Source organism: Alterirhizorhabdus solaris (assembly GCF_007785815.1).
Classification (GTDB): Bacteria; Pseudomonadota; Alphaproteobacteria; order Sphingomonadales; family Sphingomonadaceae; genus Alterirhizorhabdus; species Alterirhizorhabdus solaris.
Genome location: NZ_VNIM01000005.1, coordinates 1 through 26,861, shown reverse-complemented (window position 1 = coordinate 26,861; position 26,861 = coordinate 1). Strand labels below are relative to the sequence as shown.

The window sequence follows — 26,861 nt, the reverse complement described above, 5'->3', positions numbered from 1 at the left end:
CGACGGTCATGGTCGAGGTCTTCACGATTGGCGGCGGCGAGTATATCGTCAACACCTTCAACGCGGTCGCCGCCTGGACCGGCGGGGGCGGCTTCAAGTCGCTCATCAAGGTCGTCATGGTCATCGGCCTGATCTGGTCGCTGCTCGTGGTCGCCTTCACGATGAACGTGCGGGCGTGGATGAACTGGTTCATCGGCGCGACCCTCATCTATCTCTGCCTGATGGTGCCGACGATCGACGTGAAGGTCACCGACCGGATCAACCCGTCATTGGCCCCCGCCACCGTCGCCAACGTGCCGCTCGGGCTCGCCGTAACGGCGAGCTTCTCCAGCCAGGTCGGCGACTGGCTGACGCGAACGGCCGAGACCGTCTTCACCATGCCGAGCCAGCTCAACTACTCGACCAACGGCATGATCTACGGCGCGCGCCTGTTCGACCAGACGCGCAATTTCCAGATTCGCGACGCCGAGTTCGCCAGCAACTTGCAGGCGCACTTCAAGAATTGCGTGTTCGGCGACATCCTGCTCCACCGCAAGTCGCTGACCGATCTGGCGCAGGCGAAGGACCTGTGGGCGAGCCTCGGGCCGGGGTCGGAGGCGCGCGCGCAGCCGTGGCTTGATCGCACCGGCACGCCGATGGCGCCGGGCACCGTGACCAGCAACATCGTCACCTGCCATAACGCCTACGACATGCTAAGCGGGCAGTGGGCAAGCATGATCGAGGCCAACACCCCGTTCTGGGCCAAGGAGACCTATCCCAAACTGTCGAACGCGGAGGCGGCCGCCAAGCTCAGGCAGGACGTGCCGATCGCCAACACCGCCTTCACCGGCTCCGGCTCGGACTACATCGCCACCATGCGCCAGAACACTGCGATCAACGCCTTCATGATGGCGCGCGACGGCATGGCCGGCGGGGTCGGTGCCGCCTCGATCGACACGTTCGCGACGACGCGGGCGGACATCCAGGCGCGCAACACCTACAACTCGATCGCGCAGCAGGCGATGTCGTGGGTGCCGATCCTCAACATCGTCCTGACCGTCGTGTTCTACGCGATGTTCCCGGTCATCTTTCCGCTGTTCCTGCTGCCGCAGACCGGGGTCGGTGCGCTTAAAGGCTACGTGACCGGGTTCTTCTACCTCGCTGCGTGGGGGCCGCTCTACGTCATCCTCCACATGATCTGCATGACGCGGGCAACGTCGGCCGCGCACGGCGTGGCGGACGGAGGCATGTCGCTCGGGACGTTCGCCGGGATCGGGGCGGTCAACGCGGAGACCGCGACGATCGCGGGGTTCATGCTGATGAGCGTGCCGTTCATCGCCGGCGGGCTCGCCCGCGGCGCGATGGGGATCTCGGGGCAGGCGACCTCGATCCTGGCGCCGGCGCAGAACGCAGCCGAGGCCGGCGCGCTGGAGCAGACCACCGGCAACTACTCCTACGGCAACACCAGCTTCGCCAACACCACCGGCAGCATGTACCAGACCGGACAGTGGTCAGACGCGCCGACCATGGTGACGGGCCCCGGAGGGTTCACGCAACGGATGGACAATGGCTCCACCGTTACCAACAACGGCAACGGCTTCGCCGTGATCGACACCACGTCAGGCATGTCCCGACTGGGCGTCACGCCAACGATGTCGACGGGCTACGTTTCCGAGATGCGCCAACAGGCCAGCATGCTGGAGCGAGAGGCAAAGAGCGAAGAGCAGGCCGCAGCTTCCATCCTGACGACGACGCATACTGATCGAAGCCAGACAGGTCGGTCGACGGATATGACCCGTGGCAGCGAGACTGGAAGTGGTAGCCAAAGCGGCACGTCTCTTGATCGATTCGACCGTAGGTCGGGATCTACCTTCGACGGGATCGACAATCGATCGAGTGTGAACCAGAGCAATCGTGTAACCGATCAGAACGCGAGCGGTGCTGAGAAGGTCGATGCGGTCAGCGGATCGATTAGAGCTGGTGTCGGCGGTTCGGGTTCACGCAAGCTGGGCGCAGCTTCTGGGCCTCAAGGCAAGGAAGCCTCAGGGGCCGGCGGTGGCGCTGGTTTGCCTGGCCTAGGTGAATACATGGGTCGGATGATACCTCGTATTGAGGGCAGCAGGACGTGGACCGGCCAGCAGACCTCGCGGTTGGGGCATACTGAGGAGAGAACTCGATCCGTGGACGACGGGTCAAGTGCGACCGATGGCATGCGGAACGAGAGGAGCAACGGCGAGGGTGCAAGTGTCAATACCGGCACCTACGACAAGGGTGGCGTGTACGCTCGAAACCAGACGTCAACGACATCGTCTGTCAGCAAGGAGGATGCGAGGTCGCAGGCCTACTCGCACGAACTTCGTGCAAGACAGCTCCATGAACGGGCTCAGCAGCTGTCCAATGATGCCAGCTTTGCCGAAAGCCACGGCATGCAAATGAGCGAAAACCTAAGCCAGGAACTCGCGCAATGGTATAGTCGGGAAGCCTCCGAAAACCGGGGCCTCAATGCTCCTGGCTTGTATGAAACGGCGCTGTCGGATCAGCAGCGGCGAACTCGCGATACGATGATTTCGACTTTCCTGGCCGAGCGCCGGCAAGCCATCTTCGACGAGGTGGCGCCACGTTTGCACGAGCCGGATCTTGTAACCATTCCGGCCGTACCGGTGGCTACGGCCGCCGACGTCAATGCCAAGTATCACCCACACGGGCTAAGTGCCGTCCCGTCCCTCGCAGGGCCGGGGGACGGATCGGCTGTCGTACAGCGTGTTGAGGGCGGCACTGCTACCTTGGCCGCGGATCAGGAGACCAAGCAAGCCATGCGTGCGGGAAGCGTCGTTGCGGGGAGCGACGTGACTGCTGAAGTCGGCAGGGGCACAAACAAGGAGTTTTTCACAAATCCGGAGCTTAGGAAGTGATACTACAGAATGTAGGCGCAATAAGCGAAGCTTCCGCCCAGAATAACAAAGGCGATGATCTGCCCTATCGCGCTGCCAAGGGTCATGCGACCGTCGTCATCAAGGATAGGCTGGATTATACCAGCATCACTGGTGTCCTCCATGAGGACAAGCGGCCCGCCAGGATTGTCTCTCGTGGCATTATAAATCGAAAGGTTAAGCTGTGACATGGCAAACGCCTCCGCGAGGAGAATGTCACGTGCCGGATCCAATGGCAACCTCTTCTCGACTGGCTTCGGCCGGGATCATGCCGATGGGCGTAGCTCAAACAGCTTTGTTTGGGTTCTCCTGGCTCTTGGTGATGGCGATCGGCTTGATGCCGCTTGTCGAGGCAGCGCTGCTGCGGTCGCCGTCAGTTACAACCCCTAGCCTGATCGCCTTCTTCGTGGCCGTGGGTAGCGGTGTTCTTCTACGCCGTCGCTACTCCTGGGTGGGGCTCGTCATGCACATCTACGGCCAGATCGCCGTCTGGCTGTCGCTGTTCGTCATGTCGCTCGCGATCGCTCTGTTCGCGACGGGGCACGCATGATTCTGCCTCTATGTCTCATCCTTGGTGACAGCACTGGCGTTGGAACAGCTGACGCTCTGGCCGCCCAAGGCCTGCGCTGTGAGGTTCATGCACGGGTGAGTGCCCCCTCCTCCGAGACGGTGCAGACGTGGCATGGCGGTCGACCTGTCTATCGCGCGCTGATTGCCCTCGGATCGAACGACGCGACCAGCCCCAAGCTCGCCGAGAACCTCCTTACTTTGCGCCGGCGCGTGCTCGCCGGTCGCGTGACGTGGCTGGCACCCTATCATCCCGGGGCCGCTCAGGTGGTGACGGCGATTGCGCGTTCGTTCGGCGATAACGTCGTCCAACTGGCGAGTTACGGCAGCAGGGATCGGGTCCATCCGAACAGCTATTCATCCGTTGCTGTCTCCCTTGGCTGGTCGGGCATGGGATCCTCGGTGCCGCTCCTGGCACGCCGGCCGAGCCCGCAGCCCCCTCGGGCGACGTTCACTGCCTCGCCGATCCGTCAGGCGGTCGTTCTAAGCTTCTAGGCGAACAGTTCTCGGGTCCAACCCGGTCCCGGATGTCAGAGAAAGGAAAGACAATGAGTGGCTTCGACTTCGACAAGAGCGGCACCTTCGGAAGCGAGAAGGCGGCCGGCGATTACGCGAAACGGAATAATTTGAGCGTGCAGGACTACCAGATCCGGCAGGCCGGCGACGGGGTCGAGCTGGAGGTTCGTCGCTCGGCGGTGAACGGTGATAAGCTCCATGACACCGGCGAAGGTCGTAAGGAAGGGTTCTTCTGATCGACGGAAGATCGCTCGCCCCGGCGGGTGGATCTATCGCCGAAGTTTCGGGACGGGAGTCAATGTCGCGTGGCCACGCCGCCCGCATCCCTTGCAGACCAGCCTGATGGCGGCGGTGGAAACCGATCCCTCGCCGCGAAAGCGCTCCACGATGTTTCCCGACGGCAGGTTGATCGTCCGACCACAGGTGCAGACGATCAGCATGTCGGCCCGGTCGGCCGCCCACTCGGCGAGGGATTTGTACGGGGGTGGATCGGTCGCTGGCATTCAGGCTTTCAACGGGTTCACGATGGGGTAACTTCCTCATAACGGCCGGCTTTGCGCAGTTGGCGCACGATCCCGTTGAATGCAGCTGTCACCCCCTGGGCGCGACCGATGTCGTTCGGCTGAGAGGCGGCATCCCAATAGAGAACGAGAGGCCAGCGCTCGGGGCAGTGCGGCAACAGACACCGCAGCGCCAGGCGCACCTCGGCGACGTCGACGCGGGCCTCCGAGCAGCGCGACACGCCGGAGCGCAGGATGTGGACCGAGAGTGCGATCACGACGCGCTGGTGCCGCGGAAGCGTCGCCACGGATCAGTGGAAATCATGCGACTTGAACCGCATGACTTCCTCCGGATCCATGCCGTCGGCGTGGGGCGGCCAGTATTGGTTGCGCACCTCCGGCTGCCATCCCTTGTCGCCCCGATCAGGCGAACCCGGGTGCTGGCCTGCGTCCCCTCGGCCGGTGCGATGCGGAAACGACATGTCGCCGATGTGGTGGAGCAGCTCGCCATGGTCGACGATGCGATCGCAGATGACATGGATGACCTCGCCTTCCTTCTGCACCCGGCCCTTCAGTCCGACCATCGAGGCCGACATGACGGTGCGCCGCTGCGCCTCGAAGCGGTCGGGCCAGAGTATGCCGTTGGCGACGCCCGTTTCATCCTCGATGGTGATAAACAGCACGCCCTTGGCGGAGCCGGGCTTCTGGCGGACGAGGATGATGCCGGCGACCTCGGCGTGGCGGCCGTCGCGGATGAGGCCGAGATCGGCGCATCTGGTCACGCCGCGTCGGGTGAGTTCGTCGCGCAGGAAGGTCAGCGGGTGCGCGCGCAACGAAAGCTGCAACGAGCGATAGTCCTCGACCACCTCTCGGCCATCGGTCAGCGGCCGCAGCGCGACGACAGGCTCTAGCCCCACCGCGCTGAACGTCTCGGCCGAGCGGTCGGCCGCGGCGAACAGCGGTAGCGGCGCTTCGCCCAGGCCGCGCACCTTCCACAGTCCCTGCCGGCGATCGGCGCCGAAAGCGTGGAAGGCATCGGCGTCTGCCAGCTTTTCGGTCGCGACACGACGGACGCCTGAGCGACGCCAGACATCCTCGACGGACTCGAAGGGCGTGGTGCTGCGCGCAGCGACGATCGCGGCGCCGTCGGCGTTGGCGAGGCCACGCACCTGGCGCAACCCGAGCCGCACCGCGAGATAACGCCCGCCGGTCGGCTCCAGCGTGCAGTCCCAGCGACTGGCGTTGATGCAGGGCGGCCGCACCTCGACGCCGTGGTCGCGCGCGTCGCGGACGATCTGCGCCGGCGCATAGAAGCCCATCGGCTGCGCGTTCATCAGCGCGGCGCAGAACACGTCGGGATGATGATGCTTCATCCATGAGGAGGCGTAGGAGATCTTGGCGAAGCTGGCGGCGTGGCTCTCGGGGAAGCCGTAGGAGCCAAAACCCTCGAGCTGGCGGAAGGTGCGTTCGGCGAACTCACGCGGGTAGCCCCGCTCGACCATGCCCTCGATCAGCTTCTCGCTGAAGTGCGACACGCCGCCGGTGAACTTGAACGTCGCCATGGCGCGGCGCAGCTGGTCTGCCTCAGCCGCGGTGAAGCCGGCTCCGACGATCGCCACCTTCATCGCCTGCTCTTGGAACAGGGGGACGCCGAGCGTCTTCTCCAGCACGGCGCGCAGCTCGGGGCGGGGATATTCCGGCTTCTCCAGCCCTTCACGCCGACGCAGGTAAGGATGGACCATGTCGCCCTGGATCGGGCCGGGGCGCACGATCGCGACCTGGATGACCAGATCGTAGAACCGTCGCGGCTTCATCCGCGGCAGCATCGACATCTGCGCCCGGCTCTCGATCTGGAAGGTGCCGAGCGTGTCGGCCTTCTGGATCATGGCATAGACGTCGGGGTCGTCGTCCTGAAGGTCGGCCAGCCCGACGCGGATCCCCTTGTCCGCCTCGAGCATGTTGAAGGCGCGGTTCATGGCGCCGAGCATGCCGAGGCCGAGAACGTCGACTTTCATGAACTTGAGTGCGTCGATGTCGTCCTTATCCCACTCGATGATCTGCCGGTCCTCCATCGCGGCGGGCTCGATCGGCACCAGGTCGTCGAGGCGGTCGTGGGTCAGCACGAACCCGCCGGGGTGCTGGCTCATTTGCCGCGGCACGCCGATTAGCTTGCGGGCGAGATCGAGCGTCAGGCGCAGCCGGCGATCGGCGATGTCGAGGTTGAGCTCGTCCACCTGCTTCTCGCCGACGCCCTCGACCGACCAGCCCCACACCAGGCCGGCAAGCGAGGATGTCAGGTCCTCGGGCAGCCCCATCGCCTTGCCGACGTCACGCACGGCACCTCGCGCGCGGTAGCGCTGGACGACAGCGGTGAGGGCTGAGTGGTCGCGGCCGTAGGTTTCATAGATCCACTGGATGATCTCCTCGCGGCGTTCATGCTCGAAGTCGACATCGATGTCGGGCGGCTCGCGGCGTTCGCCTGAGACGAAGCGCTCGAACAGCAACTCGTGCTTGATCGGGTCGATCGAGGTGACGCCGAGCACGAAGCAGACGCAGGAGTTGGCGGCCGAGCCGCGGCCTTGGCAGAGGATGCCCCGCCGGCGCGCCTCGCGCACGATCGCATAGACAGTGAGGAAGTAGGGCGCGTAGCCAAGTTCGCCGATCAACCGCAGCTCGTGGGCGATCTGGTCGGTGTAGGCCGATGGCGCTTCGCCATCGAACATCCGGTCGACCGCCTCCAACGCAAGCTGCTGCAAGGCTTCCTGCGCGGTCAGCCCGTCGATCAGCCGCTCGTGCGGGTACTGGTAGGCCAGCTCCCCGAGATCGAAGGTGCAGAGGCGGGCGATATCGAGGCTGGCTTGCAGTGCATCCGGATAGGCGTTGAAGCGTCGCACCATTTCGTCGGACGATTTAAGCGCGCGATCGGCGTTGACCTCACGGCGGTAGCCCAGCTCGTCGACGGTGCATTTCTCGCGCACGGCCGTCACCACGTCCTGCAGCAGCCGCGCCTCGGGTGCATGGTAGAGGACGTCGCCCGTCACGACAGCGCGCACGCCGGCACCGCCCGCCTGCCGCGCCAGCGCATCGATGCGGACCGCGTCCCCTGGGCGCCGCCGCTGGAACAGCGCCATGTAGCCGCGTCGCCCGTACATCGCCCTCAGGTCAGCGAGTGCACCGATGTTCTCCTCGTCCGCTTCGTGCGGCAGCAGGATGGCGATGACACCTTCGGACCAGGGCTGAAGGTCGTCCCAGTGGAGCAGGCAACCGCCCTTCCCTGCCCGCTTCTTACCGACGGTCAGAAGCCGCGTGATCCGCGACCAGGCGGGGCGGTCGGTTGGATAGAGGAGCAGGCGTCGGCCGCAGGACAGGTCGACGCGGGTGCCGGCGATCGAGCGCACGCCGGTTACCTTCTGCGCTTCCCAGGCGCGCACGACGCCGGCAACGTTGCCGATGTCGCTGACGCCGATCGCGGGGTAGCCGAGCAGCGCTGCGGCGGAAAATAGCTCCTCCGGGCTCGATGCGCCGCGCAGCAGCGAGAAATGGGTAAGCACCTGCAGCTCGACATAGTGGGTCATGCGAACACGCCGTGCATCCACCAGGACATGTCGCCGGTGTCGTCCTCGAAGCCGTCACCGCGGCGGAAGACCCAGAAACGGCCGCCCTCCTCGTCCTCGACGCGGTAATAGTCGCGGACAGCCCAGATCTCGGCGTCCCGCCGCCACCATTCGCCGTGGATGCGCTCAGGCCCATCCCCACCAACGACCTTGTGGATGGTGCCCCGCCACTCGAAGCGTCGGGGTGGCTGGTCGGGCAGCAGCGCCATGACGCGCGACAGCGGCTCGGGACGCGCGAACAGGCGGATCGGCCGCTGCCAGCTCGGCCAGTTGCCCGGCACGCCGATGGGATCGGAACGGGTGACCGCCCGCTCCGGCACATGGCTTTCGACGGGGGCGAGCCGGAAGACGGAGCGCGGACCGATGCGACCGGCGATGACGTCGACCAGACGGGCCGGGTCGCGCGCCCGCGTCTCGCCGGCAAGCACCGCGCCGAGGTCGACGGCATCGAGCGGCTCGGTGTGCGGCGCCGCCAGCCAGAACTGCTCCAGCCCCATGCCGGGATCGATCCGCTCGATGCGGAGCTTCAGCAACCGCAAGAGGTGCGGCACCTCACGCGTCGGCCGCGACGTGCCGATCGCCACGACCTGCTCGCTGCCATCCACCCGCAGGCCGGTGAGCCGCAGCGATCGTGCGCCTAGCCCCTGTTCGCGCAGCACATCGGTCAGGTCGCGCAGCAGGTCGCCCATGACCTGCTCGATCGCCTCGGCGGTCCCGATCGGCTCCATGAGCCGGCGCTCGGCGATCGGCACTTGCCGGTCCTCGCGCGGGGTGATCGGTTCTGCCACGGCGCCTAGCGCCTGATCGAGCCGGGTGATCGCCGGCAGGCCGAGACGGCGAGCCAGCGGCCCGCGCGCGACCGGCAGCAGGTCTGCGATGCGCTCGAAGCCGAACTTGCGCGCGGCGCTCAGCGCAGACGGTGTCAGCCGCAGCGCCGCGATCGGCAGCGGCGCAATCGCCTGCGCAGTCCCTCGCGGGTCGACGCGGATGAGGTCACTTCCTCCGAATCGAGCGAGCGCGTGGGCAGCACCTGGCGTGTCGGCCACAGCGAGGCGGGCGGTGAAGCCGGCACGGCGGAAGAAGGCAAGCAGGCGACGGCAAAAGCGCTCCTCGCCGCCATGGAGATGGTCGCAGCCGGCCAGATCGATCCAGAGCCCGTCCGAGGGGGTGATGGCGGCGATCGGTGACCAGCGACGCACCGCCAGCAGCGCCAGTCGGTCGAGTAGTGCAATGTCGGCCGCCGGATCGGATGGGCGAAAGTCCAGGTCCGACACCATCGCGCGTGCATGGGTCGCGGCCATCCCGACGTGGATGCCGAGCGCGGCAGCAGCGCTACAGGCAGCAACGACCTCCTCACGGCGGCCGACCTTCCCGACCAACGCCAGCGGGGCAAACAAAGTGCTTTTAATATGAAAGCGCGATGCTTCCACTCTGTCCTGCAACGGCGGCGGCACCTTGTAGGGATGCTGTGCCGCCTCCGATCGCCGACCGAGCTCGCGCATCGGCGGTTGAGCGTGTGTCGGCAGCGCGGCGACCTGCGCCTCAACCTCGTCGCGTGTCGGCATGCCCTGCCGTGCCCAGCGCGCACCAAGACGCCAGCCTCCTCCGCGCGGGACCGAGCAGGCACCGGGATCGTCGTCGACCGGCAGTTGGAGGGCGGGCCGCTCAGGCGGCCGCGTGGCGGGCCGTTCCAACCGTCTCAGCCGCTCGACGGCCAGGTTCGGCAGGAACAGCGAGACGACCCGTCTCATCGCTACCCTCCACGATCAGGGAGAAGCCCTCACCACCACGCTGTCGCGCCAGTTCGACCGACCACCTGGGTCTTCCTACACCCGCGACATTCAGTCGCCCGGACGGCGCGGTGCCGATCCGCCAGCGCGTCCATGCAGCGGAAGGCTCGGTAAACGGATCCTGGTCCCGACGACGTCGTCGTCGCAGCAGCAGGACCGGCATGTCGGCCTCGGCTGCCACCAGCTGCAGGCGACGGGTCGCCACCATCGACACCTTGTGGGCCTCGGCAACAATGGCAGACGGCGTGCCATCGCGCACGGCATCCTCGATCACGGCGAGCAAGGCGGCATCGTCGGGCGGGTGCGCATGGATGACGTTGGCCGAGGCAAGGCCCGCCTGCGCCAATCCGGGCGCATAGATATCGGGCCGACAGCTCGCCCATAGGACAGGGCCGCCAGTGCTTGCCGCCTCACGCGCTGCAATTCCGGCCAGGAACAGCGTGGTTGCCGCGTCATCGACCAGAGCGTCGCTTCGAGCGGTCGCCTCGTGAAGCGCGCCGGCACGCAGCCCTCCTGCCCCGAGCCGGCCATCAAGCGCCTCGATCCCGAACGGCAGCACGCGATAATCGGTGACCGGGATCGCGATCGTCCGGAGATGCGCTATGCTGGGCGCCAAAGTTTGAAGGGCGACGGACATCGGGTTCCAGACTCTACTCGTTCCCTTTATGTTCCGTTACTAAATCCTATCGGTCAAGATCCGATCGCCGCGGTTCATCGTTTCAGAACGGAACGCACGCGATACGAAGCGGTAACAGACCGCGAATTTCCGCTTCCCATGAGCGGTCCCCTGACTCATAGAAATGCAATGCCGATCCGTGCCGAGAACCGCTGGCTCTACCCGATCGACTGGCAGGAATTGTCCGCGACGATCCGCTTCGTTCGGGCCGGGGCGCGCTGCGAGCGCTGCAGCCGCCCACATCTGCGCCGGGTGGTGCATCTTGGCGATGGTCGCTGGTGGGATGCCGAGGCGGGGTATTGGCGGTCCGACCGGGGCCGGAGGGTGGCGGTCAGGGAGCGGCTCGTGTTCGCCTCGGTGCGGACCACATACGTCGTGCTGGCCTGTGCTCATCTCGACCATGATCCAGGGCACAACCTGCCCGCCAACCTCTCCGCGCTCTGCCAACGCTGCCACATGATCCACGCCGCGGCCGAGCATCGCTGGCAGCGCTGGTGGAACCTGTTCCGGCTGAGGGCTCTTCGCGATCTCTACGAGGATCCGCGCCTGACGCGCGAGCGCATGGCGGGGCGTCGCTGATCCAGGGCCAGACGCCCGGCGAGCGTCGCCGCATCCGGCAGCGTTGCTTCGCTGGCGTTCGCGAGTAAGGTCGCGCCGGTTTTCTCAAAGGACATGACGATCATGAACATCAGCGAACTGGCCAAGAGCGTCGCAGCCGTCATCGGCACCAGCGAGGCGGATGCCAAAAAGGCTGTCAGCGCCGTATTCGACCAGATCGCCGACGCAGCCGCCAAGGGCGAGGATGTGTCGATCCCAGGGTTCGGCAAGTTCACGGTCAAGGACCGGCCGGAGCGCGAGGGCCGTAACCCGGCGACCGGCGAAGCGATGACGTTCGTGGCGTCCAGGAAGCTGGCGTTCACCGCCGCCAAGGGGCTGAAGGACAAGCTGTGATGCTTGCCGAGAGGATCAGGCGATGTGCAACCGGTATCGCCTGACCGCGCAACAGGCCGAGATCGCGGCGACCTTCGGCGTCGCGCTCCCGTTCATGCCGGACGTGACCTTCCCGGTCGGCGACATCTTCCCGACGGGCAAGAAGACGCCGGCATATGGGCTGGTGATCATCGAGGAGGATAGCGTTCGCCGGGTCGAGCCGATGGAGTGGGGCGTGCCCACCCAGGTGCCGGGCAAGCGGGATCCTGATGTCCGGCTGACGAAATACGTGACCAACGTGCGTAACCTGAGTTCGCCCTTCTGGCATTCGATGCTGACGGCACCGGCGCGACGCTGCCTCGTGCCGGTGACATCCTTCTCCGAATACGGCCAGGAGGCGGGCGGCAATGGCAGGAAGCCGCTGCACTGGTTCGATGTGCCCAGCCGGCCGCTCTTCGCCTTCGCCGGCATCTGGCGACCGACCGAACGCGGCAATGCCTACGGCTTCCTGACCACCGAGCCGAACGGGGTCGTCGCGCCGATCCACCCCAAGGCCATGCCGGTGATCCTTCACGACGAGGATCATGACCGGTGGCTGTCCGCCCCCTGGGATGATCTGAAAGCGCTTGCCGCGCCCTATCCCTCTCAACTGATGCGTATCGAGTGACCCTTCCGGTTGCGATGCGACCGGTTTGCCGCTGTGGCGCTAACGACCGCTCGTCAGCCGCCTGTTCCGCAGGAAAGCATGAACATCTGTTTGGCAGCCGCCAGACGTTCCGATCCTTATCCCGTCTGAACCGTTATCGATTTCGTGATCACCAAGAAACGAGCTTTGGACCAGACGAAACAGGACGATCTTGCCGGGACGGTCGGCTCGGGCGTAGGACGGCTTGCCCTGCTGGAAGGCATCATCGGCAAGGTCGAAGGGCTGAAGACCACCGCCTCGGGTGCGGTGCGGATCGTGGGAGCAGGCAATCACCCCAATCCCATTGATCGGGGAAAATAACCAGGCGCTGTCATGTGCGCCAAGAAGGATGCTATCCCGCCATCATGTCCAAAGCGCGCGTTACTGAGCTGGCCTATTCCGACGAGGAACTCGCCTGCCTCGACCTTCCGGGCGGGAAACTGCGCGTCACGCGCGGGATCGGTTCCGGCCTTACCCGTCGTGCCGGTGACGCCGACGGCATCGTCTGGGCGGTCGGTGATCGCGGGCCGAACCTGAAGCTGCCGCTCGCGATCGAACGCTACGGGCTCGATCACCTCGCGGCCCACACCGGCAAGAGCGGGGCCAAACTGATGCCCTATCCTTCCATCGGGCCAGCCATCGTCGAACTCCATGTCGGCGATCGTCACGTGACCGCCATCCGCACGCTTGCTTTGCGCGATGTTGCCGGCACAGCATTATCGGGATTGCCGCCCGCTGGCACCGATGCGCGTGCCGCCGAACCCGCGCTCGACCTGAACGGGGAAGTCCTGCCGCCCGATCCAGGCGGTGCCGATACCGAGGGCCTCACCGGTACGCCCGACGGCGGGTTCTGGGTCGGAGAAGAATATGGGCCATCGCTGCTGCGCCTCGATCCGGACGGCAGTGTCCGCGTCCGCTGGGTTCCGGCCGGCACCGAGGCGTCGTTCGCCGGCGCGAACTACCCGGTCGTCGGCGCGCTGCCGCAACTGGCGGCGTATCGGCGGCTCAATCGCGGCTTCGAGGGGCTGACGCTCTCGATGGACGGCCAGCGTCTGCACGTCGCCTTCCAGAGCCCGCTGGCTCATCCCGACGAACATGCCGGCGATCACGCGCGCCATGTTCGTCTCTGGACGCTGGACACCACGACCGGCGCTCTGCTTACCGAGCATCTATACCCGCTCGACAAGCCGAAGAGCTTCCTGCGCGACAACGCGCTCAGCGATGTCGACCGCGCCGATGTGAAACTGTGCGACGTTGCGATGCTCGACGCCAACACGCTAATCGTGCTCGAGCGCATCTCGGCGACGGCCAAGCTCTATCTGACGAGGCTCGATCCGGAACGCGCACTCGCACCGAAGTGGAGCGACCCCGCCACCAGACCGACGATCGAGGAACTGAGCGCCGGCGATGCGCCGGGTTTCCCCTGCCTCGACAAGCACCTGCTTTTCTCGACCGACGACCATCCGGAGATCAGCCCCGATCTGGAGGGGCTCACACTTCTTGACGAGCGCACCATCCTGCTCGTCAACGACAATGATTTCGGAATTGAAGGCGTACCTACACGGTTCTGGCGGGTCGAGATGAAACGGCCGATCGGATGCGACTGAGCCGCTGGACCGGCGTCCTCAACACCCATCGGACGTGTAGATCGGAGTCCAACGTAAGACCCCACCTGGATCCGGCTAAATGCCTGCAAAGAAGAACGAAACTTACTGGGACGGGGGGGGTCCGGACGCGCCGATCTTTTACGTTGGCTCCACACGTTTACGTTCTATTATAGGTCGCACACTATGCGCCGATCATCCGCCGGGATGCGATGAAGCTCGCCGCCGCGCTGCCCATGATGGACCGGCCCGATATGCGCGCGGCGATGATAATGGTCGCGCGGAAGACCAGCTGGGACGCACTACGCGCCGAGGGGCCGCGTTGTCTGCATCACTGATGCGGACCTGCTTGGTCCCGGTAATTGGTAGTGCGGGTATCACGGCCTATCCCTTTGGTGCTATTTTCCCACTCTAAGAGTATCAATTCCGCAGCAAATCTACTGAAAGATCTATGGAGGCGATCATGCTCAGATGGGCGGCTGCTTCGTTTCTTGCGTTGGTTCTGGCGTCTCCCGCATTCGCTGGCGACTTCTCCTCGGTCTGCGAAGGATGGGCTGGGAAGTGGCAGGTCGAAGACGACAGTTCCATGGGCAAGGACGGTGTCTGGAGCCCTGATCTTTCGGATGGGGTGTGGGAGGTAAAGCCGACAGGGCCAAGCAAATGCCGGTTTTATAAAGCTGGCGGCGACGTCGATTTCGACGTCGATTTGTCTCGTGATGCCTATGAGCTGACAGGCTGGGATGGCGGCAAGGCAAGGCCTATTGAGCGGCACGAGATAGTGTCCTCAGCGATCGAAGGGCCACGCAGCTGGATGATGACCGTACAAGTGCCGCGCCGCAGCGAGGTGTCCCGCTACAACCGCATGGTCATGACGATGGCGGGAAGCCTCTTCAGCATAACCTTGATCAGCGCTTCGACGGCAACTGGGCCTTATTCCCCAAGAAGACTGACGATTCATAAGCGTGTTGAGAATATGCCGTAGACATGGCGCAAATCTATGTTGGCGTCGAACCGGTCGGTTCTGACGCTGCAGACCCGATTGTGGTTTTCTAAGGGTTTACAGGTGTCAGAACGGCATGATGCAAATCGGCTATGCGCGGGTGTCCCGCGGCGATCATCAGGACCTAGCTGCTCAGCTCGGCGCGCTCACCAGCGCGGGGTGCGAACCCATTTTTCGGGAAGAGGCCTCGGGCGGCCAAGCCGATCGTCCCGAACTGACGAAAGCGATCAAGAGCCTGCAGCCGGGCGATGTGCTGGTGGTATGGAAGCTCGACCGGTTGTCGCGATCCCCCCGCGACCTTTTGTTCACGCTGGAGGCGATCACCGCGGCTAGTGCCGGCTTCCGGTCGCTGACCGAGGCCGTGGGCACGACGACGGCTGCAGGCCGGTTGATGACCCAGACATTGGGTGCCTTCGCCGAGTTCGAGCGCGCCATGATCCGCGAGCGGACCATGAACGGGTTAGCCCATGCCCGCAGTGCCGGCCGGCTACCGGCCGGAGACCGAGCCTGACCAGCCAGCAGCGTGCCGAGATCATCACCAAGGCGGAGTCCGGTCAAGGATCGCCGTCCCAGCTTGCCAGCCTGTTCCGCGTGTCGCGCTCGACCGTGCAGCGCGTGTTGCGCGAACATCGTCAGGGACGAGGAGGAGCTTAGGCGAGTATCCCGCCTTCAGGAACGATTGAGGGGGGCGTGATCGTCGAAGATGCCGGCTTCTTGATCGAGGTCCGTCATCTGCTGAAGCGAATCCTTGTGGGCCATATCGACGGACGCAGCCTTGAGCAGCGCTGTCCAATCGTCAGGAGGATTGCCCTTGTCGAGCATCCCGTTGAATACGGCATAGGCGTCGGTCTTCGAGCCGTAGGTCCGCAGCGTGGTGTCGTCGTTCACCCAGGCGAAGATGATGATCTTGGAGCGGCTGTCATAACGGAAAAACAGGCGAAAACGCCCATTGCCAAACTTCGCCCGAAACCAGTGCTTCCGAGCGGCGCCAAGCGTGCCGCCCTGTCGATACTCGGGCCGGGCGGGGTCGCTAGGGACCCTCTCCAACATCAAGGATCGCACAGCGGCTAGTACCTTGGCGTTGGCGCTCCGGGCCCAATCCTGCAGGCTCTTCGCTTTCGCCTTCTCGACGGCCGCAATCAGCTTCTCAAGCTGATCGAGCAGCAGCGGGTGCGCGTAGATGGTCCAATCGTTGACGACGATCATGGATCAGAGTGCAACCGGTCCGTCGATTGCCTCGTCCAGATCGACCCGGACATGCTCGGTTAGCGCTGCCATGTGGTCGGCCAGGCTGGGCGGAAAGGCAACGACGTGCTGCGGATTGCGCAGCATGTCCTGTTCCAGGAAGCCCAGAAATGCTCCGATCACCGGATCGGCTTCCTCGGTCTCGACGCGTCGAACGCTAACGCCGTGCTCATCGACGACAAAGGCGATCTCACCACCATAGCTGACCCCCAGTGCCTGGCGCACAGCCTTAGGCACGGTTGTCTGCCCCTTGGCAGTGATCCTGCTGCGCTCTTGCACGATAGTAGCCATAACAGTCCTCCACGCAAGGGTATGTAAGGAATAATCCTTACCCCTTCAACAACTCTCTGCTAAGAGTAACTTTCCTCTTTCGTTCTACGGCTTATTGAATCAGAATCGCCTTATGCCTATCCGCCCGGAGCATCGCTGGCTATACCCGATCGACTGGCGCGAGCTGTCTGCCCTTGTCCGGTTCCAGCGTGCCAAAGGACGATGCGAGCATTGCGGCCGACCGCATGGCGTGAAGGTTCGCCATCTTGGCGACGGCCGCTGGTATGACGAGGAGCGCCGGTGCTGGCGTGATGATCGTGGTCGGCGGTTGCGTGGGCCCGCCTCGCCCGATCGCCTTCCCAAACAGCTGCGTATGGTAGAGCTGCAGGCGATATGACGCCGGCGCGCACGCGGGTGGTGCTGGCCAGCGCGCACCTCGACCATGATCCCGGCAACAATAATCAGCGAAATCTCGCCGCGCTCTGCCAGCGTTGCCACCTAGCGCATGACCGGCCCGAGCATCGCCGGCAGCGCTGGGCAACGCTCTTCCGGCGCCGAGCTTCCGGCGACCTGTTTTTGGGCGCGTACCGCTAGCTATGCGACATTGTGCAGCCGGTAGCAGGTTGTGCCGTATTAAGAGATTGGAACGGGGGTAAGCGGACCCCTCTTCCGTGAGCGTGTAAACGTCGGCATGGGTGGGGCTGGTGCTCCGCGGTCGGATCCGGCTAAATGCTTAACAAGAAGAACGAAACTCACTGGGACGGGGGGGGGGCCGGACGCGCCGATCTTTTGCGCTGGCGCCACACGTTTACGTTCTATCACAAGTAGTTGGTCGCTAATCGGAGGGTCCCGGGTTGGACGCCGATCTGAAATCATCGACGAGGCCAGCCGCGAGTGCCTAGCGCTGGTCGTGTCACGCCAGCTCCGCCATGAAGACGTACTGGCAGCTCTGGCCGAGCTGTTTATCGAACGGGGTTCGCCGGCGCACATCAGGTCGGACAACGGCAGCGGGATCAGCGCCACCGCCGTCCAGACCTGGCTCGGCCAGATCGGCGTGAAGACGCTCTACATCGCGCCGGGTTTGCCATGGGAGAACGGCTACAACGGGAGCTTCAACGGCTCGCTGCGCGACGAGTTGCTCAATGGCGAGATCTTCTACAGCCTCGCCGAGGCCAAGGTGCTGATCGAGGCATGGTGGCGCCACTACAACACCGTCCGGCCACACAGCAGCCTGGGTTACCGGCCGCCCGCACCAGAAGCGGCGACACCGCCATTGCCGGCCTCCGGTTCCGCTTCGCTCCACCTCCAGCCGGCGATGGCGGCGGAGACGACAATGCACTAACTAACACCCGTACCACCCGGGGGGGCTGCTCACGCCGACCGCTTGCGAAAGCTTCAGGCTCGCGGGTTAGAACGAGAGCCGGGCCCTCGCCCCGAGCATGTAGCTCGGCAGGTCAGCTTCGGCGTCTTCATGCCCCGTTAGCTCGCCGCGGCCAAAGGCACTGATCTCCGCAGCACCGGCAAAGATCGGCGTCGCATAGATCGCCTCCGCGACGAAGCGACGCTGCGCGCCGGCCAAGCCGATTTTTTGCGTCACGACACCGATCTCGCCGGTCTCGCGGTCGACCACGGCGACCGACTTGAAGTCGATCGAGCCGGTCTCGATCTTCAGCGGCTGGGCAACCGAGAGGCGGAGGCGATCCTGGTCGGCAAGTATGCTGGTCTTCGCCACCCCGACCTGGAACGCCGATCCAATTAACCCGCCCGAACCGATCCGCAACGCCGCCTGATCGCGGCTGCGGCTTTGCGATCCGGTCGCCGAGGCACTGAATGAGAGGCCGTGGTCGAGTGCATAATGCGCGGCAAGCGTAATTGAGCGGGTGGCGGTACCGTTGCCAAAATCGTCAGCTTCGATCGAGCGGAGGCCGAGAAGGCTGTTCCGCTCGGCTAGCTGGGTAACGGCCGCCGAGACGCCCAAGCGACGGTCGACGCGATAGTCGAATTTCATACTCTGCGCCTCGGCACGGTAAGGGCGTAGTCCCGTCGCCAGCGAGTGGTCGAGCCCGCGTGCAAGCATATTCATATCCGCGCGGCGGCTGCCAACCCGATCGGTCAATCCGAGTGAAAGCTTGAGGTCGGGTGCCAATGCTATCTGGGCGCTGGCATGTGCCCCGCCGCTGGCGAAGCCGAGCAGCGGGTTCACGCCGCCGGAGCGCGGATCATAGTCCGACAGCAGACCGAACCCTGCCTGGCGACCAACCTCGATCGAGCCATCGCCATTTCCGAGCGTCAGGCTCAGCCCGCCCTGCGGAGAAGTGAACTGCATCGCGCTATTGATCTTCGGCCGGGCACCGCCGCTGCGCACCGCATAAGTGTTCGCGAGCCGCGAGCTCATCGACACTTGCCAACTATACCCCGGTGCGCCCATGAAGCCGAGACGCGGCGCCTGGGTGAAGCCCAGCTTGGCGGCGGGTGCACTGGTAGCCCAGTCGACAAGGCGGTTAGCGACATAGCCCTGAAAATATTCGCCGTTCACCTGCGTGCCGACCAGTCGGCTCGACAGCGGGATCAGATAGTCGCGCTTGACGCCGCCGCCGAGATCCTCGAACACGGTAAGATAGCCGCTGGACAGGTTTATGGCCGTCGATGTCGTCGTGCCATTTACAGTCGACCGCACGGTCTTAACGTCGACCGACTTGGTTGTGGTGCCGTCAACGAAATAGTATTTCAGCGTGGCGAAGTTCAGCGGCGCCTGACTTGCCTCGACGTCGAGCAGACCAACGCCGTAGACATCGTCCGTCCCGGGGGCACCCAGATCCTTAGCGGAATTGAGGATGATCGCGGCGGTGGCCATCGGCTGCGCCTTCAGCCACGGCCAGCGATCGTGGAGCAGCGCGATCGCTCCCGAAACGAGCGGCGCGGCAAAAGACGTGCCGGAAAGCCGGGTCGTGCCGCCCTTGTCATCGGAGACAAGAATCAATTCGCCCGGCGCGACGATGAAGTGATTGCGCAGCAGCCCGCTCCCGTTGAGCTTGGTGTCGTCGCCGCACTTCCCGCCGTCGGTCAGGCAAGCCTTGCCGGGTCGATTCGAGAAGTCGGAGATCGCGCCGGTTGGATCAACCGAGCCGACGACGATGAAAGCGGTGGAGAAGGCGTCCTTGAACTCGACGTTTTGCGTTTGAGTGATGCCATCGTTGCCGGCGGCAATCACGTACACGGTCGAGCTGTTAAGCGGCTTCACGCCCGGATCGGTGAACACGCCGCGCCAGCCGGCATCAAGGACACTGCCCGGAACGCCGAGGGAGAGGTTGACCACACTTGCGCGGCTTCCCACGGCCTTGATGCCGGCCTTGATATCGGGCCAATCAGCGGTGCCGGTCGCATCGAACGGGTTGTACGCCGCGATCGTCGCGTTGGGCGCGATGCCCATCACACCCTTTCCGTCGTGCGCGGCGGCGATCAGGCTACCGACTGCGGCGCCGTGGCCGTTCGAATAGGTCGCGTTCCCGCCGTTGTAGATCGTCTTCGATTGGAGATCGGCGTCGCCGGCGACATGGAAGTCGACTAGGCCGATGACCACGCCCTTGCCGGCCCCCTGCGTCTGGGTGAGCAGCGGAGTCCAATTGACCGTCTTCATCCAATGATCGGCGTGATCGGTGCCGGAGAAATCCATCAGCCCGTCATACCAATCCATAAAGAAGTGCGATCGCTCGTTGGCGGGCAGCTTTTCCAGCGAGGCGGGGTCGTTAGGATTGATGCCATATTTCGCGAACAGCGGGTTAGCGAAGCCCTCGGCGAAGCTCTTGCCAGTCTGCGAAGTGACCGACGCGCCCCAGTAGGTCTCGGATTTCGCGCTCAGCGCGTTGAGCTGCGCGGCCAAGGAGGAATAGGCGGTAGGGTTCGCGGCGAAAGTGCCTGCCGCGGCCCAGGTGGAGTCTATGCCCGTCCAGAGGCCACCGGCTTCGTCCCAGAAGGCGCCGATGTTACGATAGTCGGGCACGATCTGGCCGTTGAATGCGCCTATATTGCGATAGAGCGGATTTAGGTCGCCCCAAAACGCGCCGATGTTGCGGTAGAACGGATCGATGTCGCCCCAAAACGCCCCAATGTTGCGATAGAAGGGGTTTACCGTGCCCCAGAAGGCACCAATGTTCCGGTAGAACGGATTGATGTTGCGATAGAGCGGATCAATCTCGGTCGGCGCGGTGCTGACGCCCGCGAGGATCGACTTGACCGGCTTTGCCTGCGCGGTGCCGGCCATGCCGACGAGTGCGCTGGTGAGCAGCAGGGCAAGCGTGACGCGACGGGCCTGTTTCGACTTCTTCACGACAATCCCCCACGGATCAAACATCGTCCGTGATTCTGATTTACCTGGGTGAGGTGACCAATCTTCCAAAGAGATTGCTTAATTTTGGTTAGCTAGTCTGCTTCACCACTCAACGTGCGGAAGTGGCGGCGTCGAAGCGCGGTATCGTCTGCCCGGCGATCCGTTCGGCATAGTCGCTGGCGTCGAGAAAGGTGAGTAGCGCCTCCAGCGCCAGCGGCCTTGCAACCAGGAAGCCTTGGATCAGATCGCAGCCCATTACCCTGAGCAGTGATAGCGCCATCGGATTGTCGACCCCCTCGGCGGTCACCTCCATTTCGAGGGCATGTGCGAGATCAATCGACGATCGCACCAGCAGCGGATCGCGATGGCTACTGGTGAGGCCCGAGATGAACAGCTTGTCGATCTTGAGTTCGTGAGCGGGAAGCTGCTTCAAATAGGCGAGCGACGAGAGGCCGGATCCATAGTCGTCGATTGCCAGCTTGATCCCTGCCGCGGCAAACGCATGCAAATTGCCGATCGCCTGCTCGGGCCGTTCGATCACGGCCGTCTCAGTGATTTCGAAGCCGATGCGGCCGGCAGCACCCTCGACGAGTCGCAGCGCCTCGGTGGCGAAGTCCGGGTCGGGAAGCAGCAGGCCGGAGATATTGACGTAGATGGTTAGGGCGTGCCCCGCTTCGCTCAGCCGTCGCTGGTCCTCGACCGCACGTGCCAGCGTCCACCGGGTGAGGCGCCCGATCAATCCAGTCTCTTCGGCGATGGCGATGAACTCGTCCGGGCGGACCGGACCGAGGCTTGGGTGCGTCCAGCGCAGCAGCGCCTCGGCCGCGTCGATCACGCCGGTGCGGCAGCGGAGCTTTGGCTGGTAGTGAAGTTCAAGTGCATCATTCTCGATCGCATAGTGAAGGTCACGCAGCAGCCCGAGGCGCGCCGAAGCTTCCTCGCCGAGTGCGTCGGTGGCGTCGATGATGCGAAGATGCGCGCCCGCGCGATTCTGCAGCGCGGTCTCTACCCGCTCGATGAGTTCGTCGTGATTGAGCGCCGCACCGGTTATGGCGAAGCCGATGCGCGGAACCAAGCGGAAGTCGCACCCCTCGACATACACTGTCTGATCGAACGCAGCGATAACCGCATTAAGCAGCCTGGTGGCGCCGCCGGGGCTGTCGGCGGCGAAGGCGAACTCGATCGACGCGCGATGCGTCCGGCCGATTTCGACGTCCGGTATTAGGCGACGGATCCGAGCGGCCGCCTGCGCGATGATTGCGTTCGCGGTCGAGTAGCCGACGTTTCGGCGAATCGCCTCGAAGCGGGCGAACTCGCAAAGGGCGACGACAAGCGGCGGCACGTCCGCAGGCGAACGCTCGGAGGGGCGGAGGGCGGTGAAGAATGGGGCCGGCCCGGACGGTTCGCGTACTCGATTGACGCGTCGCCATCGCACTGCGCGCAGGATCAGAGCGATGGCACCCAGTTCAGCGCACGCCACGATCGCGAGCGTGGCGTACACGATGTCAAGCATTCCGCGCGCGCGAGATAGCCGGCGTGTGCCCGCTGTATGACGCCGAAGACTCCTCGGCACCGCGCCAGCCGGCACCGCCGGCGCGCTTGACGCGATACATCGCCGCGTCGGCTTGCCGCAGCAAATCGCCCGCTGCCACCGACCGTCCCGAGGCCCGTGCGTAACCGATCGAAGCGTTCAGGCCTGCGCTGCAGCCGTCGCATTTAAAGCCGTGGCCTAAGGTTGCGAGGATACTTGCCGCAACACCGTCCGGATTCGGATTACCAAAAACGATAACACCGAACTCGTCGCCACCGATCCGGCCAGCGCAAAGCGCACCGACGAGTGCGGTGGCAGAACGCAGCCGTTCGCCAACCCACCCGAGCGCCTTGTCGCCGACGGCATGGCCGCAGCGATCGTTAAGCGCCTTGAAGCCATCGAGATCGATGACGAATAGGCAGAACGACGTCCCGCCGTCACAGGCTGACTCGAGCGCCTCGGTGAAGCCGCGCTGGTTGGCGAGGCCGGTCAGCGCATCCTCGCGTGCCGCGATGTAGGCAGCGCTTTCGCGGATCTCACTCAATCGAAGCTTTGCGCGGAGTCCTCGGTTTCGCCGCATGAAAATGATCGCTACTGCCGCGGCGAGCACAGGCAGCGCCACCAGAGCCTCGTCAATTTGGAAATGCTCGAAGCCGCGCGAGAAGCTAGCGAACCGCTCAAACGCCTGGAAACGAATCGCCAATAGCGCGGTGAGCGCCGCCCCCACGACAACGATTGCATTGCCGATCGCAGACTCCGAGATACCGGTCGGCCTAGAATTGTCAGTGTCGATGCCGGGCGGTCGGATCATTGCGCTACGAGCCCATAATCACTTTTGGAAAACTGAAGGCGAGACGAAGGGGCGCACGTGCGCCGGCTAATTGAGAATCATCTGGTCGCCATCGGCCTGCGCTATCATCCGGCCGATCGCATCGAACAGCGCGTTCATCGCGACGGGCTTCTGGAGAACCTCATTGGCGCCGCCCGCAAGGCACGATGCTCGTAGGTCGAGCGCAGTATCGGCGGTAACGACGATGACAGGCAGGCTAGCCTTGGCATCGGTACGTGCCCGAATGTGGCCGATCGCGGTGAGGCCATCCATACCCGGCATGCGCAGGTCCATCAGGATGATATTATAGGATCCGGCGTCGATCATCGCGAGCCCGCGCTCGGCATCTTCGGCCTCGGCCATATCGGCCCCCGCCACGCTGAGCATGTCGCGCACGACCCGCCGGTTCATTGGATCATCTTCGACGAAAAGCACCTGCATCACCAACCTCGTTCTTTCGAAAGAGCCTAGCTGGTAAAGGTTAAGACAAGGAAAAGCGGCCGTTCAGGCTGCCGTGGCCTGATCCGCAGCCTCGCCACCCCACAGCCGGCTGAGCGCCTGGATCACCGCCGGTGCCGCGACAGGCTTCATCACGGTGTGCTCCGCACCAATAGCGAGCACTGCCTCGGCGGAAAGATCGTCCGACGGCTTGAGCAGGATTACGACAGGTAAATCCCGCGCCCGGGCGGCGAGAACCAGCGCCTTGAGGCCATCGAGGGGGTGGCCGCCGTCGATCACGGCGCTTGCCGCCTCAACTAGCAGCACGTCGGCACCGCCGTCGAGCGCGTCAATCGCGGCCGCCCCGTCCGGCACGGTCTGCACGCGGCGCACTGCCGGCGCGATCACAGCCTGTAAGATGCTACGGGCGAGTGGGTTCGCTTCCACCATTAGCACCGCGGCATCGGCGAGGCTGGCCGGGCTAGACGTCGCCGACGCGGTGGTTTCGCCAGCGGACGCTGCCAGCCGCTTTAGCGGCAAGCGAACGGTGAAGCATGATCCCTCGCCGAGGTCGCTAGCCACCGAGATCGCGCCGCCCATCGCGTTGGTTAGGCTGCGGCAGATCGACAGGCCGAGCCCGGTGCCGCCAAAACGGCGATCGGTGCCGCCTTCGATCTGCTTGAAGGGCTCGAAGATTTCCTCGTGGCGATCGGCGGCGATGCCGATTCCAGTATCGCTGAAGCGCAACACCAGCGTCTCGGCGGTGCCATCCGACTCAACGGCGGCATGCAGAGCAACCTTCCCTGTGGGGGTGAACTTGATCGCATTCGAAAGCAGATTAAAGAGAATTTGGCGCAACCGCTCCTCGTCCGCGAGCATCCGCTGCGGGACGTTGGAGGCGACATCGAACGCGAGGAGCAGTTGCTTGGCTTCGGCCTGGCCGCTCCACAGCCGCACCGTTTCCCGCATCACGCGGGCAAAATCGACCTCACGCTCGACGATCACCAACTCGCCCGTCTCCATCTTGGCGACATCGAGGATGTCATCGACCAGCGCGCGCATCGTCTCGCCGGCGCCGTGGAGAACCTCGACCTTCTCGCGCACCGCGCAGTCGAGCTGGCAATCTGCCATCAACACCTGGGTCATGCCGAGGATGCCGTTGAGCGGGGTGCGTATCTCATGGCTCGTCGTTGCGAGGAACTCGGTCTTCGCCTTCAGCGCCTTCTCCAGCGCGCTGTTGGTGACATTCAAGCTGTCGTTGGCCGCGCGAACCTCGTTGCGGCTCCGCCGCAGCTTGAGCGCGGCGAAGATCGTGCCGAACAGGATCGCGCCGGCAACGATCAACGCGGCGATCAGCCCATAGAGCGTCATCGTTCGCAGACGGGTGCGCGACCGCTCGAGCGCGATGTCGCGTTGGAGCTGCCCAGCCTTGAGCCGGGTGATGCTCAGTTCCTGGTTGGCGAAGTCGAAACGCGCGGCGAGCAGCGCCGACACAGTCGAGGAGGTGACCTCGCGCTGCTCGTCGTCGAGCCGCTTAAACGCCGTCAGGTGCGCAAGCGCGGACCGATCCTCGCCCAGCCGCTCGAACAGCTTGTAGGCTGCTTCGTGGAACTCGCGGAGCTGGACGGTGGTCTTGGTGAGGTCGCTGCCCTCAAATGTCCGGTCGATGAAGCGTCGTGCAGCCTCTAGATCGCCGCGAGCAAGCGCAGTCTGCGCCTTCACGCCCCAAAGGAACTGCTCCCAGCCGGTATCCTGCCCCGCCGCACGGGCAAGGCCACGATCGGCCAGCGTGTCGGCGGCGGCAAAGTTGCCGGCCTGATATTGGGCGGAGGCCAGGTTGGTGAGGATGCGTACCTCGAGCACCGGGCTGGCCAGCTTGCGTGCTATCGCGAGGGCGCGGCGATAATGATCGATCGCCTCGCGAAAACGTCTCATTTCCTTCAGCGCATCACCCTGATTGTTAAGCGCGGAGACAGTTAGTGCAGGATCCCCGCGATAGACGTCTTCGGACTGGCGATAATAGCGCAGCATCCGTGAGTAATCACGCGCATCGAAATAGATTGTGCCGATATATTGAAGCGCCTTTGCCTGGGACCGCGCTTCTCCAAGCGCCTCGTAGACCGTATACGCCGACTGGAAACCGCCGAGGGCGTCACGAACGCGCCCTGTCATCCAGTCGATCGTCGCGGCCGACATCAACAGGTCTGCGTGCAATTTACTGCGAGGCGCCATACGTTTGGCTATTAAAAGCGCGTCGTTGATGACCGGATCGGCGGCATCGGGCTGATTCACCCGCGTCAACGCCTCGCCCTCGAGCCAATGCGCCTGGGCGCGTGCCAGCAATTGCTCGCCGGAACCGGCCACGCCTGGCGCCAAACGCACTGCCGCGCGGGCATGGACCAGCGCCTTTTGGGGCTCGGCCATCATCATCGCCGTGGCCTGCAAAAGCTCGACGTTGAAACGTGTAGCCGTGGCGGCTTGCGCACTGGCCGGGACGGCCAGTGCCAGTGCCATGGCAAGAGCTGCCTGTTTCATGTCGATCCTACTCGAAGTTCAGCATACAAGTAACTTGCGCGGGCTTACAGACGGTTAATTATTAGGCCCCCGGCAGAACGGCGACTGCGGCAGGAGCAGCGGGCCCCCGACCGGATGCCATAAAACCGGTAGCCCGCGCCCCTAGCCAGTCAAACGTGGGGGTTGAGTAGCAACGGAACAGAAAACCTACATAAGGCAGCACGCCTCCAGGCCACGGGCCTTTCCGGAATGGCAAAAAGTAGTGGAGCCCAGACGTTCTCTCTTGAACGTAGGTCACGCGCAGGCAGAACGCGTTTCGAGCATGACGGCCATATACCCCCTGTATCTCGCTTCACCAAAAGGGGGAGTAGCCCAAGCGTGCTGCTTGCGCGAGCGAAGGTCCATTTGCAGGATCAATCAAGCAGACAGTCTGGCTATCCCCCTTCTGCCGAGCGAACCAACGGTGTGCGGCGTCAGCAGCTTCGAACGCGTAGCCGCGTCCGTGTACCTCAGACGAGAACACCCAAGCCGCCTCTCCCACATCATCGAAGCCATGACCGATGCAGCGATGAAAGTCAGCGATGCCGGTCTCTCCCACGAAGCGACAGGAAACCTTCTTGATGACGGCGAACATACTGTAGCCAAGGAGAGACTAGTGACCTGCGTATTGCAGAACGCGGTTCTACACATCCTCGGGAGACAATGGTTACCCCCCTACGTACCGCACAACCGCCTTGTCTGAACACATAGCCGCATAGTCCTCAGTGGCGTAGGGTCGCAGGCTCAGAGTGCGTTTGAAAAGGCCGTCTCCTCACGTCCATCGACGTAGCAGAGTGGCGGAGGCGGCGATGGTGATGAGGGTTTCGGCGACGGCGGTGAGCTGCTCATAGTCGCGGACCAGGCGGCGGTTCTTGAA

The 26,861-nt window shown here is 64.2% G+C and carries 27 protein-coding genes and 1 pseudogene; 14 read left to right on the top strand and 14 right to left on the bottom strand.

Annotated elements, in window-relative coordinates; all coding sequences use genetic code 11:
- Positions 1 to 8: 8 nt before the first annotated feature.
- Positions 9 to 2,891 (top strand): conjugal transfer protein TraG N-terminal domain-containing protein, encoded by a 2,883-nt coding sequence (locus FOY91_RS02445; protein WP_145147782.1) that lies wholly within the window; start codon positions 9 to 11, stop codon positions 2,889 to 2,891.
- 2 nt (positions 2,892 to 2,893) lie between these two features.
- Here FOY91_RS02445 and FOY91_RS02440 read toward each other — a convergent pair whose 3' ends face one another.
- A complete protein-coding gene (locus FOY91_RS02440) occupies positions 2,894 to 3,100 on the bottom strand; it encodes a hypothetical protein (RefSeq protein WP_145147780.1) in 207 nt (68 codons plus the stop codon).
- Positions 3,101 to 3,129: 29 nt separating this feature from the next.
- Between FOY91_RS02440 and FOY91_RS02435 the strand changes: the two genes are divergently transcribed.
- The 3 genes from FOY91_RS02435 (at position 3,130) to FOY91_RS02425 (ending at position 4,228) form a co-directional block, all read left to right on the top strand.
- On the top strand, positions 3,130 to 3,459 hold the full coding sequence (locus FOY91_RS02435; protein ID WP_238995190.1) for a hypothetical protein: 330 nt from the start codon (positions 3,130 to 3,132) through the stop codon (positions 3,457 to 3,459).
- A gap of 95 nt (positions 3,460 to 3,554) precedes the next feature.
- Positions 3,555 to 3,971: a hypothetical protein gene (locus FOY91_RS02430; RefSeq protein ID WP_145147778.1), complete on the top strand. Its 417-nt coding sequence runs from the start codon at positions 3,555 to 3,557 to the stop codon at positions 3,969 to 3,971.
- Positions 3,972 to 4,024: 53 nt separating this feature from the next.
- A complete protein-coding gene (locus tag FOY91_RS02425; protein WP_145147776.1) occupies positions 4,025 to 4,228 on the top strand; it encodes a hypothetical protein in 204 nt (67 codons plus the stop codon).
- A 33-nt stretch (positions 4,229 to 4,261) separates the two neighbouring features.
- On the opposite strand, the gene FOY91_RS02420 is transcribed toward FOY91_RS02425, so the two are convergent.
- The 5 genes from FOY91_RS02420 to FOY91_RS02400 are packed head-to-tail and all read right to left on the bottom strand — an operon-like array spanning position 4,262 to position 10,533.
- On the bottom strand, positions 4,262 to 4,495 hold the full coding sequence (locus FOY91_RS02420; protein ID WP_145147774.1) for a hypothetical protein: 234 nt from the start codon (positions 4,493 to 4,495) through the stop codon (positions 4,262 to 4,264).
- Between the two features lie 17 nt (positions 4,496 to 4,512).
- Positions 4,513 to 4,800, bottom strand: a complete 288-nt coding sequence (locus FOY91_RS02415) for a hypothetical protein (RefSeq protein ID WP_145147772.1) — start codon at positions 4,798 to 4,800, stop codon at positions 4,513 to 4,515.
- 3 nt (positions 4,801 to 4,803) lie between these two features.
- Positions 4,804 to 8,067: an error-prone DNA polymerase gene (locus FOY91_RS02410; protein ID WP_145147770.1), complete on the bottom strand. Its 3,264-nt coding sequence runs from the start codon at positions 8,065 to 8,067 to the stop codon at positions 4,804 to 4,806.
- A complete protein-coding gene (locus FOY91_RS02405) occupies positions 8,064 to 9,857 on the bottom strand; it encodes a Y-family DNA polymerase (protein WP_338062057.1) in 1,794 nt (597 codons plus the stop codon). Before FOY91_RS02405 ends, FOY91_RS02410 begins: the two co-directional genes overlap by 4 nt.
- Positions 9,772 to 10,533 carry an ImuA family protein gene (locus FOY91_RS02400; protein WP_203234469.1) on the bottom strand — a complete coding sequence of 254 codons (762 nt, stop codon included), beginning with the start codon at positions 10,531 to 10,533 and terminating at the stop codon, positions 9,772 to 9,774. Before FOY91_RS02400 ends, FOY91_RS02405 begins: the two co-directional genes overlap by 86 nt.
- A gap of 168 nt (positions 10,534 to 10,701) precedes the next feature.
- Between FOY91_RS02400 and FOY91_RS02395 the strand changes: the two genes are divergently transcribed.
- From FOY91_RS02395 to FOY91_RS22685, 8 genes are all read left to right on the top strand, one after another.
- On the top strand, positions 10,702 to 11,151 hold the full coding sequence (locus FOY91_RS02395; protein ID WP_145147768.1) for a hypothetical protein: 450 nt from the start codon (positions 10,702 to 10,704) through the stop codon (positions 11,149 to 11,151).
- 102 nt (positions 11,152 to 11,253) lie between these two features.
- On the top strand, positions 11,254 to 11,523 hold the full coding sequence (locus FOY91_RS02390; RefSeq protein WP_145147765.1) for an HU family DNA-binding protein: 270 nt from the start codon (positions 11,254 to 11,256) through the stop codon (positions 11,521 to 11,523).
- Positions 11,524 to 11,545: 22 nt separating this feature from the next.
- On the top strand, positions 11,546 to 12,169 hold the full coding sequence (locus FOY91_RS02385) for an SOS response-associated peptidase (protein WP_145147763.1): 624 nt from the start codon (positions 11,546 to 11,548) through the stop codon (positions 12,167 to 12,169).
- 165 nt (positions 12,170 to 12,334) lie between these two features.
- Positions 12,335 to 12,508 carry a hypothetical protein gene (locus FOY91_RS21525; RefSeq protein ID WP_162527103.1) on the top strand — a complete coding sequence of 58 codons (174 nt, stop codon included), beginning with the start codon at positions 12,335 to 12,337 and terminating at the stop codon, positions 12,506 to 12,508.
- Between the two features lie 44 nt (positions 12,509 to 12,552).
- Positions 12,553 to 13,794, top strand: a complete 1,242-nt coding sequence (locus FOY91_RS02380; protein WP_145147761.1) for an esterase-like activity of phytase family protein — start codon at positions 12,553 to 12,555, stop codon at positions 13,792 to 13,794.
- 448 nt (positions 13,795 to 14,242) lie between these two features.
- Positions 14,243 to 14,773: a hypothetical protein gene (locus FOY91_RS02375; protein WP_145147759.1), complete on the top strand. Its 531-nt coding sequence runs from the start codon at positions 14,243 to 14,245 to the stop codon at positions 14,771 to 14,773.
- A gap of 97 nt (positions 14,774 to 14,870) precedes the next feature.
- Positions 14,871 to 15,302 (top strand): recombinase family protein, encoded by a 432-nt coding sequence (locus FOY91_RS02370; RefSeq protein WP_238995189.1) that lies wholly within the window; start codon positions 14,871 to 14,873, stop codon positions 15,300 to 15,302.
- A complete protein-coding gene (locus FOY91_RS22685; protein ID WP_338062061.1) occupies positions 15,194 to 15,445 on the top strand; it encodes a helix-turn-helix domain-containing protein in 252 nt (83 codons plus the stop codon). Before FOY91_RS02370 ends, FOY91_RS22685 begins: the two co-directional genes overlap by 109 nt.
- 15 nt (positions 15,446 to 15,460) lie before the next feature.
- On the opposite strand, the gene FOY91_RS02365 is transcribed toward FOY91_RS22685, so the two are convergent.
- Together FOY91_RS02365 and FOY91_RS02360 are read right to left on the bottom strand one after the other, a co-directional pair.
- Positions 15,461 to 15,997 carry a type II toxin-antitoxin system YhaV family toxin gene (locus FOY91_RS02365; RefSeq protein ID WP_145147757.1) on the bottom strand — a complete coding sequence of 179 codons (537 nt, stop codon included), beginning with the start codon at positions 15,995 to 15,997 and terminating at the stop codon, positions 15,461 to 15,463.
- A 3-nt stretch (positions 15,998 to 16,000) separates the two neighbouring features.
- Positions 16,001 to 16,327 (bottom strand): type II toxin-antitoxin system PrlF family antitoxin, encoded by a 327-nt coding sequence (locus FOY91_RS02360; RefSeq protein ID WP_145147755.1) that lies wholly within the window; start codon positions 16,325 to 16,327, stop codon positions 16,001 to 16,003.
- Positions 16,328 to 16,699: 372 nt separating this feature from the next.
- Between FOY91_RS02360 and FOY91_RS22200 the strand changes: the two genes are divergently transcribed.
- Together FOY91_RS22200 and FOY91_RS02350 are read left to right on the top strand one after the other, a co-directional pair.
- On the top strand, positions 16,700 to 16,900 hold the full coding sequence (locus tag FOY91_RS22200) for a hypothetical protein (RefSeq protein ID WP_238995188.1): 201 nt from the start codon (positions 16,700 to 16,702) through the stop codon (positions 16,898 to 16,900).
- Between the two features lie 277 nt (positions 16,901 to 17,177).
- A pseudogene (locus tag FOY91_RS02350) lies at positions 17,178 to 17,648 on the top strand (integrase core domain-containing protein); the annotation flags it as partial.
- Between the two features lie 66 nt (positions 17,649 to 17,714).
- Here FOY91_RS02350 and FOY91_RS02345 read toward each other — a convergent pair.
- The 6 genes from FOY91_RS02345 to FOY91_RS02320 all read right to left on the bottom strand — a co-directional run bounded on the left by FOY91_RS02345 (position 17,715) and on the right by FOY91_RS02320 (position 26,579).
- The gene (locus FOY91_RS02345; RefSeq protein WP_162527102.1) at positions 17,715 to 20,633 is read right to left on the bottom strand and encodes a S8 family peptidase; all 2,919 of its coding nucleotides are present in this window, start codon (positions 20,631 to 20,633) and stop codon (positions 17,715 to 17,717) included.
- 109 nt (positions 20,634 to 20,742) lie between these two features.
- Positions 20,743 to 22,146 carry an EAL domain-containing protein gene (locus FOY91_RS02340; RefSeq protein ID WP_145147751.1) on the bottom strand — a complete coding sequence of 468 codons (1,404 nt, stop codon included), beginning with the start codon at positions 22,144 to 22,146 and terminating at the stop codon, positions 20,743 to 20,745.
- The gene (locus tag FOY91_RS02335) at positions 22,139 to 22,975 is read right to left on the bottom strand and encodes a GGDEF domain-containing protein (protein WP_145147749.1); all 837 of its coding nucleotides are present in this window, start codon (positions 22,973 to 22,975) and stop codon (positions 22,139 to 22,141) included. The genes FOY91_RS02340 and FOY91_RS02335 overlap by 8 nt, the downstream gene beginning before the upstream one ends.
- A gap of 66 nt (positions 22,976 to 23,041) precedes the next feature.
- Positions 23,042 to 23,434: a response regulator gene (locus tag FOY91_RS02330; protein WP_145147883.1), complete on the bottom strand. Its 393-nt coding sequence runs from the start codon at positions 23,432 to 23,434 to the stop codon at positions 23,042 to 23,044.
- A gap of 63 nt (positions 23,435 to 23,497) precedes the next feature.
- Entirely contained in the window at positions 23,498 to 25,966 is a 2,469-nt protein-coding gene (locus FOY91_RS02325) for an ATP-binding protein (RefSeq protein WP_145147747.1), read from the bottom strand.
- A 331-nt stretch (positions 25,967 to 26,297) separates the two neighbouring features.
- The gene (locus FOY91_RS02320) at positions 26,298 to 26,579 is read right to left on the bottom strand and encodes a GNAT family N-acetyltransferase (RefSeq protein ID WP_145147744.1); all 282 of its coding nucleotides are present in this window, start codon (positions 26,577 to 26,579) and stop codon (positions 26,298 to 26,300) included.
- Positions 26,580 to 26,861: the final 282 nt, after the last annotated feature.